The organism is Bacteroidota bacterium, assembly GCA_016699695.1.
In the GTDB taxonomy this organism is placed as follows: Bacteria; Bacteroidota; Bacteroidia; order Bacteroidales; family UBA10428; genus UBA10428.
In genome coordinates this window covers 2901950-2916687 of sequence record CP065006.1, presented here as the reverse complement: position 1 = coordinate 2916687, position 14738 = coordinate 2901950, and the positions used below count along the sequence as shown (strand labels likewise).

The 14738-nt window shown below is 43.1% G+C and carries 14 protein-coding genes; 11 read left to right on the top strand and 3 right to left on the bottom strand.

The annotated features are described in order from the left end of the window. Positions 1–99 precede the first annotated feature (99 nt). A complete protein-coding gene (locus IPM71_12290) occupies positions 100–1176 on the bottom strand; it encodes an acyloxyacyl hydrolase (protein QQS50353.1) in 1077 nt (358 codons plus the stop codon). A 136-nt stretch (positions 1177–1312) separates the two neighbouring features. Here IPM71_12290 and gldF point away from each other — a divergent pair, with 136 nt between their 5' ends. From gldF to IPM71_12260, 6 genes are all read left to right on the top strand, one after another. After that, positions 1313–2044, top strand: a complete 732-nt coding sequence (gldF, locus tag IPM71_12285; GenBank protein ID QQS50352.1) for a gliding motility-associated ABC transporter permease subunit GldF — start codon at positions 1313–1315, stop codon at positions 2042–2044. A 16-nt stretch (positions 2045–2060) separates the two neighbouring features. Further along, positions 2061–3761 (top strand): gliding motility-associated ABC transporter substrate-binding protein GldG, encoded by a 1701-nt coding sequence (gldG, locus tag IPM71_12280; GenBank protein ID QQS50351.1) that lies wholly within the window; start codon positions 2061–2063, stop codon positions 3759–3761. Further along, the gene (locus IPM71_12275; GenBank protein QQS50350.1) at positions 3761–4693 is read left to right on the top strand and encodes a hypothetical protein; all 933 of its coding nucleotides are present in this window, start codon (positions 3761–3763) and stop codon (positions 4691–4693) included. The genes gldG and IPM71_12275 overlap by 1 nt, the downstream gene beginning before the upstream one ends. 99 nt (positions 4694–4792) lie before the next feature. Further along, positions 4793–5923, top strand: a complete 1131-nt coding sequence (dnaN, locus tag IPM71_12270) for a DNA polymerase III subunit beta (protein QQS50349.1) — start codon at positions 4793–4795, stop codon at positions 5921–5923. Positions 5924–5988: 65 nt separating this feature from the next. Further along, positions 5989–6765, top strand: coding sequence for a 3'-5' exonuclease (locus IPM71_12265; GenBank protein ID QQS50348.1), 777 nt, complete (start codon positions 5989–5991; stop codon positions 6763–6765). 50 nt (positions 6766–6815) lie between these two features. Next, positions 6816–7427 (top strand): fumarylacetoacetate hydrolase family protein, encoded by a 612-nt coding sequence (locus IPM71_12260; GenBank protein ID QQS50347.1) that lies wholly within the window; start codon positions 6816–6818, stop codon positions 7425–7427. 28 nt (positions 7428–7455) lie between these two features. Here IPM71_12260 and IPM71_12255 read toward each other — a convergent pair whose 3' ends face one another. Continuing rightward, the gene (locus IPM71_12255; GenBank protein ID QQS50346.1) at positions 7456–9072 is read right to left on the bottom strand and encodes a PAS domain S-box protein; all 1617 of its coding nucleotides are present in this window, start codon (positions 9070–9072) and stop codon (positions 7456–7458) included. Between the two features lie 145 nt (positions 9073–9217). Further along, positions 9218–10012: a hypothetical protein gene (locus IPM71_12250; GenBank protein ID QQS50345.1), complete on the bottom strand. Its 795-nt coding sequence runs from the start codon at positions 10010–10012 to the stop codon at positions 9218–9220. Positions 10013–10128: 116 nt separating this feature from the next. Between IPM71_12250 and IPM71_12245 the strand changes: the two genes are divergently transcribed. The 5 genes from IPM71_12245 to IPM71_12225 all read left to right on the top strand — a co-directional run bounded on the left by IPM71_12245 (position 10129) and on the right by IPM71_12225 (position 14698). Further along, positions 10129–11472: an MATE family efflux transporter gene (locus tag IPM71_12245; protein ID QQS50344.1), complete on the top strand. Its 1344-nt coding sequence runs from the start codon at positions 10129–10131 to the stop codon at positions 11470–11472. 118 nt (positions 11473–11590) lie between these two features. Continuing rightward, positions 11591–12466, top strand: coding sequence for a YicC family protein (locus IPM71_12240; protein ID QQS50343.1), 876 nt, complete (start codon positions 11591–11593; stop codon positions 12464–12466). Positions 12467–12477: 11 nt separating this feature from the next. Beyond that, positions 12478–13047 carry a guanylate kinase gene (gmk, locus tag IPM71_12235; GenBank protein QQS50342.1) on the top strand — a complete coding sequence of 190 codons (570 nt, stop codon included), beginning with the start codon at positions 12478–12480 and terminating at the stop codon, positions 13045–13047. Positions 13048–13078: 31 nt separating this feature from the next. Beyond that, the gene (locus tag IPM71_12230; GenBank protein ID QQS50341.1) at positions 13079–13651 is read left to right on the top strand and encodes a nicotinate-nucleotide adenylyltransferase; all 573 of its coding nucleotides are present in this window, start codon (positions 13079–13081) and stop codon (positions 13649–13651) included. 99 nt (positions 13652–13750) lie between these two features. Beyond that, positions 13751–14698: a 1-phosphofructokinase family hexose kinase gene (locus IPM71_12225; GenBank protein QQS50340.1), complete on the top strand. Its 948-nt coding sequence runs from the start codon at positions 13751–13753 to the stop codon at positions 14696–14698. Positions 14699–14738: the final 40 nt, after the last annotated feature.

Sequence of the window (14738 nt, the reverse complement as noted above, 5' to 3'; positions counted from 1 at the left end):
GCATTTTTTTCATCCGCTTCAAAATTAATTTGAAATGGACAGCTTGATTATTTTTTTCTAAAGTATTATTGCGTTTATGCATTTTGCCTATCATATACATTATTTTCCTTTTGTATTAAAACGATAACCTATACCCCACTCGATAAAATCCGCTATAGTTGAATGTGCCTTCAGGGTTAAGTTAAACAACAACTGGTCGGTGAGGGCATAGCGCATACCAAGCCTGCTATATACATAGCCATTTCGCACATAATCGGCATGAATGTAATGCCCTGCATTCAAAAGCATAAACAAACGCCCATAGCGCACCCTGAAGCCAACATGAAGTCCATACTGGTAATTTATTGAATTATCGCGAGGTGTAACCCCATCGAAAAACTCCTGGTGTTGTGCAAGGGAGCCATCGTAAAAAAAATCGGCGCCGGCACCAGCAGCATACCGTGGCGACCATGCATAATAATAATCGCCTATCAGCGATGCCACCGGGTAGGTCTCCGGCTTCATATTGTCGTCGCGCTTGTAGCCGACATTAGCCAACAGTTCAAAAAAGTTTTTGCGATACCCTTCAGGCAAATAAAGGCGGGTAACAGGCCTTTCCGGACTAATGCTATAGAGCCAGGCAGCCGAAAGGGTCACGCTGTTCATGCCCATATTGGGCGACCGGGTTTTTCCATTGGAGCAATGTGTCAGTTCAAGACCAGCTTTGATTTCATTATTTTTTCCGAGTTTATAACGGCCTGTAAAATCGAGCCCTATGTATACATTGAAAGGTGAACTTACCACCATGTTCAAAGGATTTTCATAGGGTTCGTAAGTTTCGGTAAAATAGCCCACACCTATATCGACCTGGTAATTCAAAGAGAATTTGCCCTTAGGTTGAAAGAAAGGTACATCGACATAACCAAAAAGGGCGTGGAGATTACCTAATATTTCAGGATTACCAAGTTGAAGGAAACTGTAGGCCACTCCATAGCGTGGGTAACGATAGATTTGTTCCCACATATGCCTGCCGGTTGATTGGGTAGAAAGGCTTATCTCGAAACCCTGAATGTTATTTCCCAGCACATACTCCACACTGGAGTGATGTGGGTATACAGCCCCATATTGGTATTTAAGCTCCAGCCTGCAACCATTAAAAACACTGTCTGCCTGCGCCGAAACATTAATTCCTTCCATTGCGAATAACAAACAAAACAACAAAATCCGGGAACTGAATAAAACCAATGGCTGCATGAAAATAATGTGCTTAATAATTCTGTTTCGTGAGGCGTGCAAAAATAATGTATTTTTACGGCCGTTAAAATAAATTGTTATGTTGGCACTCTTACAAAAAGAAATAGCAGGCTTTTTCAGTTCACTTACCGGCTATGTAGCGATTGTGGTTTTTTTACTGGTTAGCGGATTGTTTCTTTGGGTTTTTCCGGGCAACCTGAACATACCCGATTCCGGAATCGCCAGCATGGGTCCACTTTTTGACATTGCACCATGGATTTTTCTTTTTTTGGTACCTGCTATTACTATGCGTAGCATTGCTGAAGAAAAAAAGGCCGGCACAATGGACCTTTTATTAACCCGCCCGCTCACTATTTTACAAATAGTTCTGATGAAATACGCTGCTGCAGTCGTGTTAATTTTGCTTTCACTGCTGCCAGTGCTGGTATATTATCTTTCGGTTGCAGCCCTTGGCGATCCTCGTGGTAACATCGACCATGGTGCCTTTTGGGGATCTTTTATTGGTCTCTTGCTGCTGGCATCCTGCTATGCCTCCATCGGTATTCTGGCCTCTGCCCTTACCGAAAATACCATTGTGGCCTTTCTTCTGGCTGTTTTTCTGTCTTTCATACTCTATGCCGGTTTTGGTTACCTGGCCATGCTATTCCCACTGGGTGGCGCAGGAAGTCTTATTCAAAGCCTGGGAATCGATGCCCATTACCAATCCATTAGCCGGGGTGTAATCGACAGCCGCGACATGTTGTATTTCTTCTCGGTGATTGCTGTTTTTATTCTGATTGCCGACACAAAACTCACTTATCAATACCGATAATCTCAAGTAACAGCGTATGAAAAAGAAGATCAGGACGAGTGCTATTATCAGAATTCTTTTTGCATTGGCCGTTATTTTTCTGCTCAATATAGTGGGAAGTGGCTTGCATTTCAGGATAGACCTCACCAAAGAAAAGCGCTATTCCCTCTCCGATCAAACAAAAACTATTCTTAAAAACCTCGATCAGATGGTTTTTATCAGGGTTTACCTCGAGGGTGAAATGAATATTCAGCTCACAGCTTTTCAGAAAAGCATACGCGACCAGCTGGACGAATTCAGGGTTTATGCAGGTGCGAATTTGCAATACGAATTCAGTAACCCCTTGGACGAAACCAGTCCGGAAAAGCGCAACGCAGTAATAGAAGAACTCTACCACATAGGGTTGCGACCTGTAAACATCCATCATCGGAAAAAAGACGGCAGCCTTACCGAAAAACTTATTATTCCCGGGGCTACAGTGAATTACAACGGCATGGAGATTCCACTTAATCTCTTGCTCAACGACCCCACACGCTCTGGCGACGAAAACCTGAACAACTCGGTCGAAGCGCTTGAATATACCCTTATCAGCACCATAAAAACCATTACTTCCGAAGAAATTGAAAGAATTGCCTTTCTCGAGGGCCATGGCGAGTGGTCGGACGAACTACTCACCGACCTGATGCAGGAGCTGGCCAAATCTTACCAGGTTGACCGTGGTACTCTAAATGCCCAGCCAGGTATTCTCGACCCCTATTCCTGTGTAGTCATTGCCGGGCCTGCTGGAAGGTTTTCTGAATCCGACAAATACGTGCTCGACCAATATATTATGAAAGGGGGAAGGGTATTGTGGCTATTGGATGCGGTAAATGTGAACTTCGACAGCCTGGCTGTTGGATATACTCTGGGATTACCCAACCAGCTTAACCTCGAAGACATGCTTTTTCGCTATGGAGTGCGGATAAACCCCATGCTGGTGCGCGATATCCAGTGCAGCATGCTACCTGTTAACCTGGCACTTGCCGGCAATAAACCCGATTTTCAGCTTGCTCCTTGGGTCTATTACCCTGTGGTGAGTCCTGCAGGCACCCATCCGGTTGTGAAAAACATTAACCCGGTGTGGTTGCGCTTTGCCTCTGCCATCGATACCTTGCAAGGGCGCTCTGAAATAAAAAAAACACCTCTGCTGCAAAGTTCTGCCATGAGCGGTTTGCTGCAAACACCAGCCATCATCACACTTCACGAGGTAAACACAGCACTTAAGCCTGCCGATTTGGCGAATCCTAACCAGATTCTTGCCGTTTTACTCGAGGGCGAATTCGAATCGGTGTTTAAAAACCGGATGCTCGATGAGTATTTTGCAACACCACCCGCACAAAGTCTTCAAAAAAGTAGGCCAACTAAAATGATTGTAGTAGCCGATGCCGACATGGTGCGTAACGAACTGGTGCAAACAGAAAAAGGCTATTCCGCTTTACCCCTTGGATACGATAGGGCTACCAAACAAACCTTTGGCAACAAAGAATTTCTGGTTAACAGTGTGCAATACCTCACCGACGACTCGAACCTGCTGGAACTGCGTGGCAGAGAATTTAAATTGCGCCTGCTCAATAAATCGAAAATGGCCAGCGAACGCCTCAAATGGCAACTCATCAACCTACTTATACCTGTGTTGCTTGTAATTGCGGGTGGATTAGCCTACAATGCATTTCGTAACTACTATTACACACGCCCCTGATGCCAATTTCAGTCAAAAAATATATACCCTGGTTATTGTTGACTTTGCTTGCTGCTGCGGCCCTGGGTTTGAAGCAAAAAAGCAGCACCTTAAAGCGCAATGATTCAATACAATTTGAGAAATCCAACAAAACTATAGACCTTATTGAAATAGAAGGTCAGGGTAGAAAGGTAAAGCTTTTTCTGTCTAACCAAATCTGGATGGCAGAATTGGAAACAGAAGCCCAACAAACTAAGGTAAACCAACTGCTCGAAGCCCTCGAAAACCTTCAGTTGCAATCGGCATTGGCTGGCACATATAATGATAGCCTTTCAAAAGAAATGAGGATGCTGAAGTTGTACGCGAATGGCAAAAAAGTCTATCAATTAAAGTTCGGCACGCTCAACCAGAAGAATATCATAGAAACACCACAGGGTAAGCTTTATTACGCTCAGGTAAAAGGGTGGCCCGACCTGCTCTTACCCATACTGGCAAGCAGCAGCGCAGAAGATTGGTACAACCGTTTGCTCATCAGTTTTAAGCCGGAGCTTATCCAACGCATCAGGATTGAATATCCGGGCAAAGCAGAAGCTGGATTTTCAATAGAAACAGATAGCATGAAGCTTTTATCCTCCGCAGGAACCTTGATACCGGAACCAATTGACAGCCAGAACTTGCAGGATTATCTTCACTTTTTTACCGGTCTCCAGTATTCACCGCTCGACACCAGCCTCTTCATTCCCAATCCCTCCGAAGAATTATTCCGGCTTGTAATCGAAGACCGCCATTCGAAGGCAGTTTACCTGAATGGTTTTTCGCTCACCGTCCAGCAAACTGGCCAGACTTCAACGACATTTTTTGCTGCGGTTGTGAACAACCGATTGCTGGTAAAACTCAATTTTGCCGATTACGACCCCCTGCTGGTAGAACGCGACTATTTTCTAAAAAAGTAAACTTGCAGTCATAGTTTCAACAAGAAATTTTGTAATATTGAAAGCTTGTAATTTTAGTATCAAGTACATATTTTTTGAATCATAAAAAACTGACTATAAATGAAATTCGTTGTTTCAAGCGTTGATTTATTGCACCACCTGCAAAATGTGAGCAGGGTAATAAGCAGTAAAAACACATTACCCATTTTAGACAATGTTCAGTTCAGGCTCGAGGGAAAAAAACTCGAACTTACAGCCTCTGACCTGGAGTCGACTTTTATTACGAGTATGGAAATTGAAAATGCCTCCGAACCCGGAAGCATTGCTATTCCTGCCAAATTATTGCTCGACACCCTCAAGGAGTTCCCCGACCAGCCTCTTACCTTCAGCATCAATCCCGATACCCTGAAAGTAGTGATGAGCTCGGAAAACGGACAATATGATTTACCCGGGCAAAATAGCGACGACTTCCCCCAGCTACCTGTCATAAAAGGCACCAACAAGGCCAGTTTTCAGATGGGAGCAGCTATGTTGCTCAATGGCATCAACAGCACCCTGTTTGCCACTGCCGACGACGAACTGCGGCCAGTTATGAATGGTATCTTTTTCGAACTTTCTTCGCAAGAAATCACCTTTGTAGCTTCCGATGCCCATAAACTGGTAAGGTACAAACGCTCAGATGTGCAATCGGACAGCGATGCTTCCTTTATTCTTCCGAAAAAACCAGCCTCGCTGCTTAAAAACATTCTTCCAAAAGAAGATGGCCGTGTGATGGTGGAATTCGACAACAAAAACGCCTCATTTACATTATCAAACTACAAATTGGTTTGTCGTTTGGCCGAAGGCAATTATCCTAGTTACAACTCCGTTATTCCAACCGATAACCCTAATAAAGTAATTATCGACCGGTTAAAGCTTTTCAACGCCCTTAAAAGAGTTTCTGTATTCTCCAATCAGGCCAGTAACCTTGTTAAACTCCAACTCAGTGGCAACCAGGTAACAGTGTCGGCACAGGATATTGATTTTTCTATTTCGGCATTCGAACGCATTCCTTGTCAGTACGAAGGCGATGAACTTGAAATAGGGTTTAAATCAGTTTTTTTAATTGAAATATTACAAAACCTGGGCTCGGCCGATGTGGTCATCGAACTATCTGATCCTTCCAGGGCAGGAATACTTTTACCACTCGAAAAAGAAAGCGACAACGAAGACGTGCTTATGTTGCTGATGCCGATGATGATAAATAATTGACGAAATTGTTCCTTTCAATACAAAGAGAGTTCCCTTACCGGAACTCTCTTTCATTTTCTTAGCACATGAAACTAAACCTGAAGAACCCTATTGTTTTTTTCGATCTGGAGACTACCGGCATCAACGTAGCCAGCGACCGTATTGTGGAGCTTTCGTACCTGAAAGTATTCCCTGATGGCCGGGAAGAATCGAAAACTTACCTGGTAAACCCCACCATTCCCATTCCAAAAGAAGCCAGCGATATCCACGGCATAAAAGACGAAGATGTAAAAGACAAACCTCCTTTCGCCGAAATAGCTAAAAGCATTGCCAAAGTAATGGAAGGCAGTGACCTGGCTGGCTACAATTCGAATAAATTCGACATTCCGCTGCTGGCCGAAGAGATGATTCGCGCCGATGTGGATGTGGATTTCAAAAAACGAAAATTCATCGATGTGCAGGTGATCTTTCTGAAAAAAGAGCCCCGCACCTTGAGCGCTGCCTATCGGTTCTTTTGTGAAAAAGAGCTGGAAGGTGCCCACAGTGCCGAAGCCGATACACGCGCTACCTACGAAATATTAAAAGCCCAGCTCGACCGTTACCCTGACCTCGAAAACGATATGGATAAACTGTCGGAGTTCTCGAGCCACACTAACAATGCCGATTTTGCAGGCAGAATAATCTTCAACGATAAGGGCGAAGAATGCTTTAATTTTGGAAAATACAAAGGCATGCGGGTAGTGGATGTTTTCGAAAAAGATCCGGGATATTATGGATGGATGATTGGTAACGATTTCCCTTTGTACACAAAAAATATTTTAACCAAAATAAAACTTAGAAGCGCATTCACAGGGAATAAGTAATCAGCATCATTCCTAACTTTAATAGTTATACACCTAAAATTGCCAGGCTCATGAAAATAATCTGTATCGGCCGGAATTATTCAGAACATGCCAAAGAACTCAACAACCCACTACCGAAAGAACCTGTGTTTTTTATGAAACCAGACAGTGCGCTTCTGATGAACAACAAACCGTTTTTTGTTCCGGAATTTTCGAATGAGGTGCACTACGAAGTAGAACTGGTGGTGAAGATTCACAGGCTTGGAAAACACATCGAAAAAGAGTTTGCTTCGAGGTATTACAATGAAATTGGCCTGGGTATCGACTTTACAGCCCGCGACATTCAGAAACAATGCAAAGAACAGGGTTTGCCCTGGGAAAAAGCCAAAGCCTTTGACAACTCAGCGGTACTAGGAGGTTTCAAAAAAATGGAAAAATTCCCCAACCGCGATTCTATCCATTTCGAATTGTACAAGAATAATCAGTTAGTGCAAAACGGAAAATCGGACGAGATGATCTTTAGCATCGACGACATCATTGCGCATGTATCCCAATACCTCACCCTAAAGATTGGCGACCTTATCTATACCGGCACACCTGCAGGAGTGGGCCCGGTGCAAATTGGCGACAGGCTTACTGGCAAACTCGAAGGAGAAACTATGTTCGACTTCGAAGTAAAATAGAAACTATGATTTGATTTTCGGAAGAAAACTATTGGCAATCGGCAGGAGCAGTATAGGGAAGTACAAAAAAGAATTCGGAACCTTTGCCAGGCTCAGACAACAATCCCATTTTTCCGCACATCAGGTTGATAATTCCTTTTGAAATGGCAAGTCCCAGTCCAGTACCCGTTACTTTGGCCTGGTTGTCGACTTCGCCCTGTCTGAAACGCTCAAACACAGCTTTTTGAAGATGATGCGGTATTCCTGCACCGCTATCCTTCACATAAAATCGTATAAAAGTACCTTTCTCGATGAGTTGAAAGCCAAACTCAATTTTTCCTGTTTTGGTAAATTTCAAAGCATTCGATAGCAGGTTAATCATCACTTGGCGCAACCTCACTTCGTCGGTAAAAAGGCTAAGTTCTCTTTCACGCAATACCATCCTAAGCCGAATGTCATGTTTCTCCAGGCGGTCTTTTTCAACACGAATGGTTTCATGCAATTCGTGCATAAGTTTCACCACATTCACCGGAGTTTTAAATATACTTAGCTGACCGGCTTCAATTTTCGAAATATCAATAATATCGCTGATAAGCGTTAGCAGCTGCTTCGAACAGGAAATGATGTACCCTGCATACTGATCTTTCTTTTCTGCTGCAAGCAAGGGGTTCGAAAGCATGGTAGAAAAACCAATGATGCCATTCAGCGGGGTCCGTATTTCGTGGCTCATGTTGGCAAGGAAAGCCGATTTGAGCCTGTCGCTTTCTTCCGCCTTTTTCTTAGCCAACCGCAAGGCTTCTTCGTATTTCAATCTTTCGGTGATGTCGCGGCAAACGCCATTATAGCCCTGCAACACATCCAGCTCGTTGTAAATGCCGGTAATTTGCACTTCGTACCAGTTTAATTTGCCATACTTCCCCGAGAGCTGAATGGTAAAACGCTGAGGTTCGGCAATATTTGGTCGCAGTGCCAGTACTGTATCGAGATTTTTCTTGAGGGTGTTGCCTGACCACTGAGGGATCAGCATGTCGAAGCCCTTACCAATCAGTTCGTTGTATTTATACTGAAGCGATCGGTCGATGGAGGGAGCCACAAAAGTAAACCGCAACTCCCTATCGAGTATAAAAAAGATATCGGAAATGCTGTTGGCAATAAGCTGATATTGATTGACTGGTTCGGGTTCCTTTTTTCGGGTGGCTACCGTGGCAGGTTTTGTTCTCAACGATACAAGATTTATGTCTTCGAGAAAAGCAACCAGGTATTCAGTTTGTTTTACTGCATACTTACTAAGGTATACATCCACTACCTTCAGATTAATCGGATTAATAAGACTGGTTTTATGGGGCTTCCCGGTTTTCCATACCTCTTCAGCCTCCGAAATGAGTGAAGGGCTGTTTATAAATTGAAGAATTTCCAGCAAGCCTTGTCCAGTAATTCTTACCTTGCCCAAAAAAAGCTTATTCTGGTACACCGCCTTAAACGAATGGTCGAATACCAATACCAATCCTGGATAGCAGGAAAAAGCACTAAAAGTATCAGCTTGGGGTTCATTGGAATTTGCCTTATCCTCCAGCTCACTGGTCCCAAAAGATTCAAGTAATTGTGCTGTTACCAGCCCAATCATATCTTCGTTCAGGCCCATATCAGCAAGCTTGCTGCTGAGCATAGCTAAATCAAATTGCTGTTCTATTTGTGTGTTGACCTGCATTTTATAATGAAATACTTCCTGTAGACAAGGGAATTAAGAACCTGTAAAAATTCACTGCTTTGTATACTTCTTCAGGTCGGGATAAGTTACATTTCAATGCAATTCAATGAAAATAATTCATTTCCTCCACCACATGTTTGAATGCTTTGATCAAAACAGATGAATGGTGGTATTTAAAGGTGCTGAAATCCAGTAAATCAACCTTTTTATCAATTTGTTGCTGTAAAAATGAAAGATCGTGTTCGTCCATTTCCTTTAAAAGCTCGCAAGCCACCTGGTAACGTACCTCATGGATTGCTGAAAGTGCTGGCAATGGGGCAAACATAAGGTTTACAAAAGCGAAGCGACTTTCTAAATTGCCAAGGATGGCAGGCTTTAACTGATTGTTTTCAATTTTTCGAAGGCAATAGATTTCGAGGTAACGAATCAATCCAACAGCGCCAAAAGCATCGAGGTCGTCGGCTACAGTGAGAATCGAATAAATAGTCGGAATAACCGATTCACCCTCTTGAACCAAAGCATAATCCTTCTCATCGTGTCTTACAATGGCATCCAACATTTCATGCTCATAACGATTACTTCTCTGCCATTGATTAGCCAAAAAATCTTTGGTAATTGAAGCACTTTCAAAGCCATGTTTTGCAGACAGGGTTCGGGTAAGTCCTGTATCGTGAAAATAGACAGCTAGCATAAGGGCTTCGATAAAATCATGACTAAAAGTAGCTCCTTTGTGAAGGTAAGCTAAAAGAATTTCTTTCGTAAAATGCCACACACGATCGTGATGTTGCCGGTTGTGCGAGGGAAGCCAAACCAGGCTAAAAATTTGGTCGAGGTAGTTTGTAAAGATTTTTTGGTTTTTACGCTCAATTTGTTCAATCAAACTTTCAGCCGGGTGCATATCGCATTTAATTATTTCGAAAGTAAAAGTGCAATATTTTTAATTACTTTCGCCCTTCTTGCAGGAATTTGCATCAGCAGGCAGTTTCCTTCGGGGCTTTGTATTGAACAAGCTTAATGAAAGATTTAACCCAGGGTAGCGAAAGTAAGGCCATTGTGTTGTTTGCAGTCCCCATGTTGGTGGGCAGCCTGTTTCAGCAAACTTATACCATTTTCGACAGTATTATTGTGGGCCGTCTGCTGGGCGACGAGGCGCTTGCTGCCGTAGGAGCTTCTTTTCCCATTATTTTTACCCTTATCTCTTTTGTAATAGGTATTGCTACAGCCGGAACCATTATCATCTCGCAATATTATGGAGCGAAAGATTTCGATAAAGTGCGTGCTGCCATTGACACCATTTTTGTATTTACTTTCATTGCCTCGATCATAATCACCATAGTTGGCATGAGCTTCGGACGAAAAGTATTCGAAATTACAAAACTCCCGGCCGATGTATTGCCACAGGCAACCATTTACCTGCGTACCTTTTTAGCCGGCACCATTCTGTTGTTTGGTTTTAATGCCATAAGTGCCGTATTGCGAGGTATTGGCGACTCCAAAACACCCTTGTATTTTCAGATTTTTGCAGCGGTACTTAATATCGTGCTCGACATCGTTTTTATTAAATATTTTCACATGGGAATCAGGGGTGCTGCCCTTGCAACCGTATTTGCACATGGTATCACCTTTTTTGGTGCAGCCCTTTACCTGAACAAAACCCATAAGCTGGTTCGTGTAAAACTGCTTACCCTAAACTTCGATCCCGAGATATTCCGCCACAGTGTGCGAATTGGCTTGCCTTCTGGATTTCAACAAACATTTGTAGCGCTAGGCATGTTAGCACTCTACCGTATCGTGAATAACTTTGGTACCCAGGTAGTGGCAGCTTATTCGGTAGCTGGTCGCATCGATGGCCTGGCCATGGTTCCTTCCATGATACTGGGCCAGGCACTCAGCTCCTTTGTGGGCCAAAACCTGGGTGCAGGAAAGACCGAACGCGTCAAACGGGGCCTATTGGCTACACTGGTTTTATCAATTGTCATAAGTCTGTCTGTTACACTGGTGGTAATTCTTTTTAAACGGCAACTCATGGGTTTATTTACCAATACAGAGTCGGTAATCGAGGTAGGTTCGCAGTACCTTGTTGTGGTAAGTAGTTGCTATATCATCTTTTCGGTAATGTTCGCCCTTAACGGCGTGATGCGTGGTGCCGGTGATACGCTGATACCCATGTTTATCACACTTTTCTCGTTGTGGATTATCAGAGTGCCCTTTGCATCAGCATTATCAAAGAATATGGGCGAAATAGGTATTTGGCTGGCTGTACCGCTTGCATGGTCTGTTGGCACCATATTTTCTTACATTTATTACCGCAGTGGAAACTGGAAAAAAAAGGTGATTGTGAAACCACCCATTAACTGATTTTTATATCTAATCTCTTTTTATTACTTTAACTGTTTTAAAGCCAAAAGCAAGGAAAAATACCTTCGAGCCGAAAGAATAAAAGAAACAAAATAGCAACGAAATTAATACTGAGAATATGCTGAAATCGATGACAGGATTTGGAAAGGCAACTTGTGAATTGGGCGACAGGGTAATTGGTATCGAGATAAAATCTTTGAATAGTAAGCAGCTGGATATTTTCACCCGTGTTCCTCAGAGTTACCGGGATAAAGACATTGAAATCAGAAATATGCTCTCGAACCGTCTTGAAAGGGGCAAAGTAGAATTAAATCTCAACGTAGAACTTACTGATGCGAAAAATGCAGCCAGCATTAACCTGCAAGTGGCACGCAAATACTACGAACAGCTCCAACAACTAGCTGTTGAGTTGGGTACCGAAAGTAACGAATCTCTTTTAGCCACCATCATGCGGCTGCCTGAAACCCTGAAAATAGACCGAGACGAATTGAACGAAGAAGACTGGAACAGTATTTTGAAGGCCCTCGAAAAAGCCCTTGATGCAGTGGATGTTTTCAGGCTTCAGGAAGGAAAGGCGTTGAAAAAAGACATGCTTATGCGCCTTGATAGCATAGAAAAAAGACTTCCACTCATTGAGCCTTACGAAAAAGAAAGGGTGCAGGCTATTCGCGAAAAAATGCAGTCCAGCCTCAAAGAATACATCGACCCAGATAAGATCGACACCAACCGTTTCGAACAAGAGCTGATCTATTATTTCGAAAAACTCGACATTTCGGAAGAAAAAGTGCGCTTGCTAAATCATTGTCGCTATTTCCGCGAAGTAATTGAAAGTCCGGAAGGCATAGGTAAAAAATTAGGTTTTATTGCCCAGGAAATGGGTCGCGAAATCAATACCCTGGGCTCAAAAGCCAGTCACCACGAGATACAAAAACTGGTGGTAGAAATGAAGGATGAATTGGAAAAGATAAAGGAACAAGTATTAAACATACTATAAATTTTAAAGGCATGGCAGGTAAATTAGTGATACTCTCCGGCCCTTCGGGAGCAGGAAAATCGACCATCGTCAAAAACCTTCGTGATCAGGCTGATTTCAGACTGGAGTTTTCTGTGTCGGCCACGAGCAGGCCCAAACGTCAGAGCGAAACCGATGGAAAAGATTACTATTTTTTATCCATCGATGAATTTAAAACACGTATCGATGAAAACGACTTTGTGGAATGGGAAGAAGTATACCCGGGACAATATTACGGTACATTGAAATCAGAAATCGATCGTATCAGCAAAGAAGGTAAAAACATCATTTTCGATGTGGATGTGGTAGGTGGAAGCAATATCAAGCAAATGCATGGCACCAAAGCCATTTCCATCTTCATAAAGCCCCCAAGCCTGGAAACCCTTGCAGAAAGGCTCGAACAGCGCAAAACAGAAACCGAGGAGAGCATTCAAAAGCGTTTGAAAAAAGCTAAACTCGAAATGACTTATGCCCGGCGATTCGACCATACCGTGATAAACGAAAATCTGGAGACAGCCATCGAAGAAACCACCACCCTCGTGCGTGAGTTTTTGAATAATTAAGGATGCAGAAACTGAGAAAATTGCTTTCTTCATGAAAATCGGGCTTTTTTTTGGTTCTTTTAATCCCATTCATGTAGGTCATTTGGCCATTGCCAATTACATGGTCGAATTTACCGACATTACCCAGATTTGGTTTGTAGTAAGCCCACACAATCCACTTAAGGAAAAAAAAAGCCTGCTCAGTGATTATGCCCGACTCGACCTGGTTAAAGAAGCCATAGCAGACGACCTTCGGTTCAAAGCAAGCGACATTGAGTTTCGTATGCCGCAACCATCTTACACCATAGATACACTGGCTTATTTGAAGGAAAAACACCCTGATTTGAAGTTTGTAATTATCATGGGCTCCGATGGATTGTCCAGCTTTCATAAATGGAAAAATGCAGATCAACTTATTCAGAATTACCAACGATATATTTACCCACGCCAGCCTTTTCATGAGAACGACCTCAGGGGCCATGAAAATATTCGTCTCGTGGCAGCACCACAAATCGAAATCTCTTCGACATTTATCCGGCAGGCTTTCAAAGAAAAAAAGGACGTTCGCCATTTCATGCCACCGGCGGTTTTCCGCGCCATCGACAGATCGGGGTATTATCGGTAAAACCCTTGCTGAAGAGCAACTATAAAAGCAGCTGACTTTGATGGCTGAAAAATCGTTATTTTTCAATAACTTTAGTACAACTACCAAGTAATCGAACCAATGATACTCACCATCACGCTTAATCCTGCACTTGACAAGATACTAATCCTTAACGATTTTGCCACCCACAGACTACATCGACTAGGACAGGAGGAGATTAGCATTCTAAGCCCTGGTGGAAAAGGTGTAAACATTGCCCTCACCCTAAAAATGCTGGGCAACGAGGTAATTGCATCGGGTTTTGCTGCCGGGTACTCGGGGCATATGTTGTGCGACGAAATCAGGCAAACAGGAATCACCACCAGTTTTATTTTTACCGAAGGGCTCACACGTACCAACATTTCTATTCTTGATCTTCAGCATGAAACACTCACCGAGATAAACGATTTCGGACAAGAAGTTTCGACCGACGACATCGACTTTTTTATAGAGAATTTCGAACAGCTCCTGAAACGGGTGAAAATTGTGGTAATTGCTGGCTCTCTGCCAAAAGGTGCGCAGGTAGAGGTATATAAGCGCCTGATAGCTATCGCTCAAAACCAGGGCAAGAAGGTGTTGGTTCATACCTCTCCCGATTACACCGAGGAGCTATTAACCGTATCGCCCTTTCTGATTTGTCCCGACATGCGAAGTAAACACGAGCTATTTGGGAAACCCATCGACGGCATTGCTAATTTTCTGGAGGCTGGCAGGAAAATACTTACCCAAAGCAGCCAAACAGCGTTTGTTTTATTTATTCATCGCATAGAGAACGTGGTGGCTGTAACAAGAGAAAAATCTTACATAATAAGACCTGAAAACCTTAAAATTGCCAATATGCTGGGTTATGGCGATGCCTACCTGGCCGGTTTTATTCATTCTTACCTTCAGGACCGCTCGCTTACTGAAACCCTGAGGTTTGCCTCAGCAGCCGGATTAACCAATGTAGAAGATTTATACAAAGAAATTCGAGATGTGACGCTAATAAAAAAGAACTTATCAAGAATAAGCCTGGAAGAAGTAGAATAAATAATTCTTAAACTCCTTACCATTGCCCATTTATTATTAT

Bases quoted from the DNA above. Each gene is read 5' to 3' on its own strand.
- IPM71_12290 (QQS50353.1), bottom strand. From the start codon at position 1,176: ATGGAAGGAATTAATGTTTCGGCGCAGGCAGACAGTGTTTTTAATGGT.
- gldF (QQS50352.1), top strand. From the start codon at position 1,313: ATGTTGGCACTCTTACAAAAAGAAATAGCAGGCTTTTTCAGTTCACTT.
- gldG (QQS50351.1), top strand. From the start codon at position 2,061: ATGAAAAAGAAGATCAGGACGAGTGCTATTATCAGAATTCTTTTTGCA.
- IPM71_12275 (QQS50350.1), top strand. From the start codon at position 3,761: ATGCCAATTTCAGTCAAAAAATATATACCCTGGTTATTGTTGACTTTG.
- dnaN (QQS50349.1), top strand. From the start codon at position 4,793: ATGAAATTCGTTGTTTCAAGCGTTGATTTATTGCACCACCTGCAAAAT.
- IPM71_12265 (QQS50348.1), top strand. From the start codon at position 5,989: ATGAAACTAAACCTGAAGAACCCTATTGTTTTTTTCGATCTGGAGACT.
- IPM71_12260 (QQS50347.1), top strand. From the start codon at position 6,816: ATGAAAATAATCTGTATCGGCCGGAATTATTCAGAACATGCCAAAGAA.
- IPM71_12255 (QQS50346.1), bottom strand. From the start codon at position 9,072: ATGCTCAGCAGCAAGCTTGCTGATATGGGCCTGAACGAAGATATGATT.
- IPM71_12250 (QQS50345.1), bottom strand. From the start codon at position 10,012: ATGCACCCGGCTGAAAGTTTGATTGAACAAATTGAGCGTAAAAACCAA.
- IPM71_12245 (QQS50344.1), top strand. From the start codon at position 10,129: ATGAAAGATTTAACCCAGGGTAGCGAAAGTAAGGCCATTGTGTTGTTT.
- IPM71_12240 (QQS50343.1), top strand. From the start codon at position 11,591: ATGCTGAAATCGATGACAGGATTTGGAAAGGCAACTTGTGAATTGGGC.
- gmk (QQS50342.1), top strand. From the start codon at position 12,478: ATGGCAGGTAAATTAGTGATACTCTCCGGCCCTTCGGGAGCAGGAAAA.
- IPM71_12230 (QQS50341.1), top strand. From the start codon at position 13,079: ATGAAAATCGGGCTTTTTTTTGGTTCTTTTAATCCCATTCATGTAGGT.
- IPM71_12225 (QQS50340.1), top strand. From the start codon at position 13,751: ATGATACTCACCATCACGCTTAATCCTGCACTTGACAAGATACTAATC.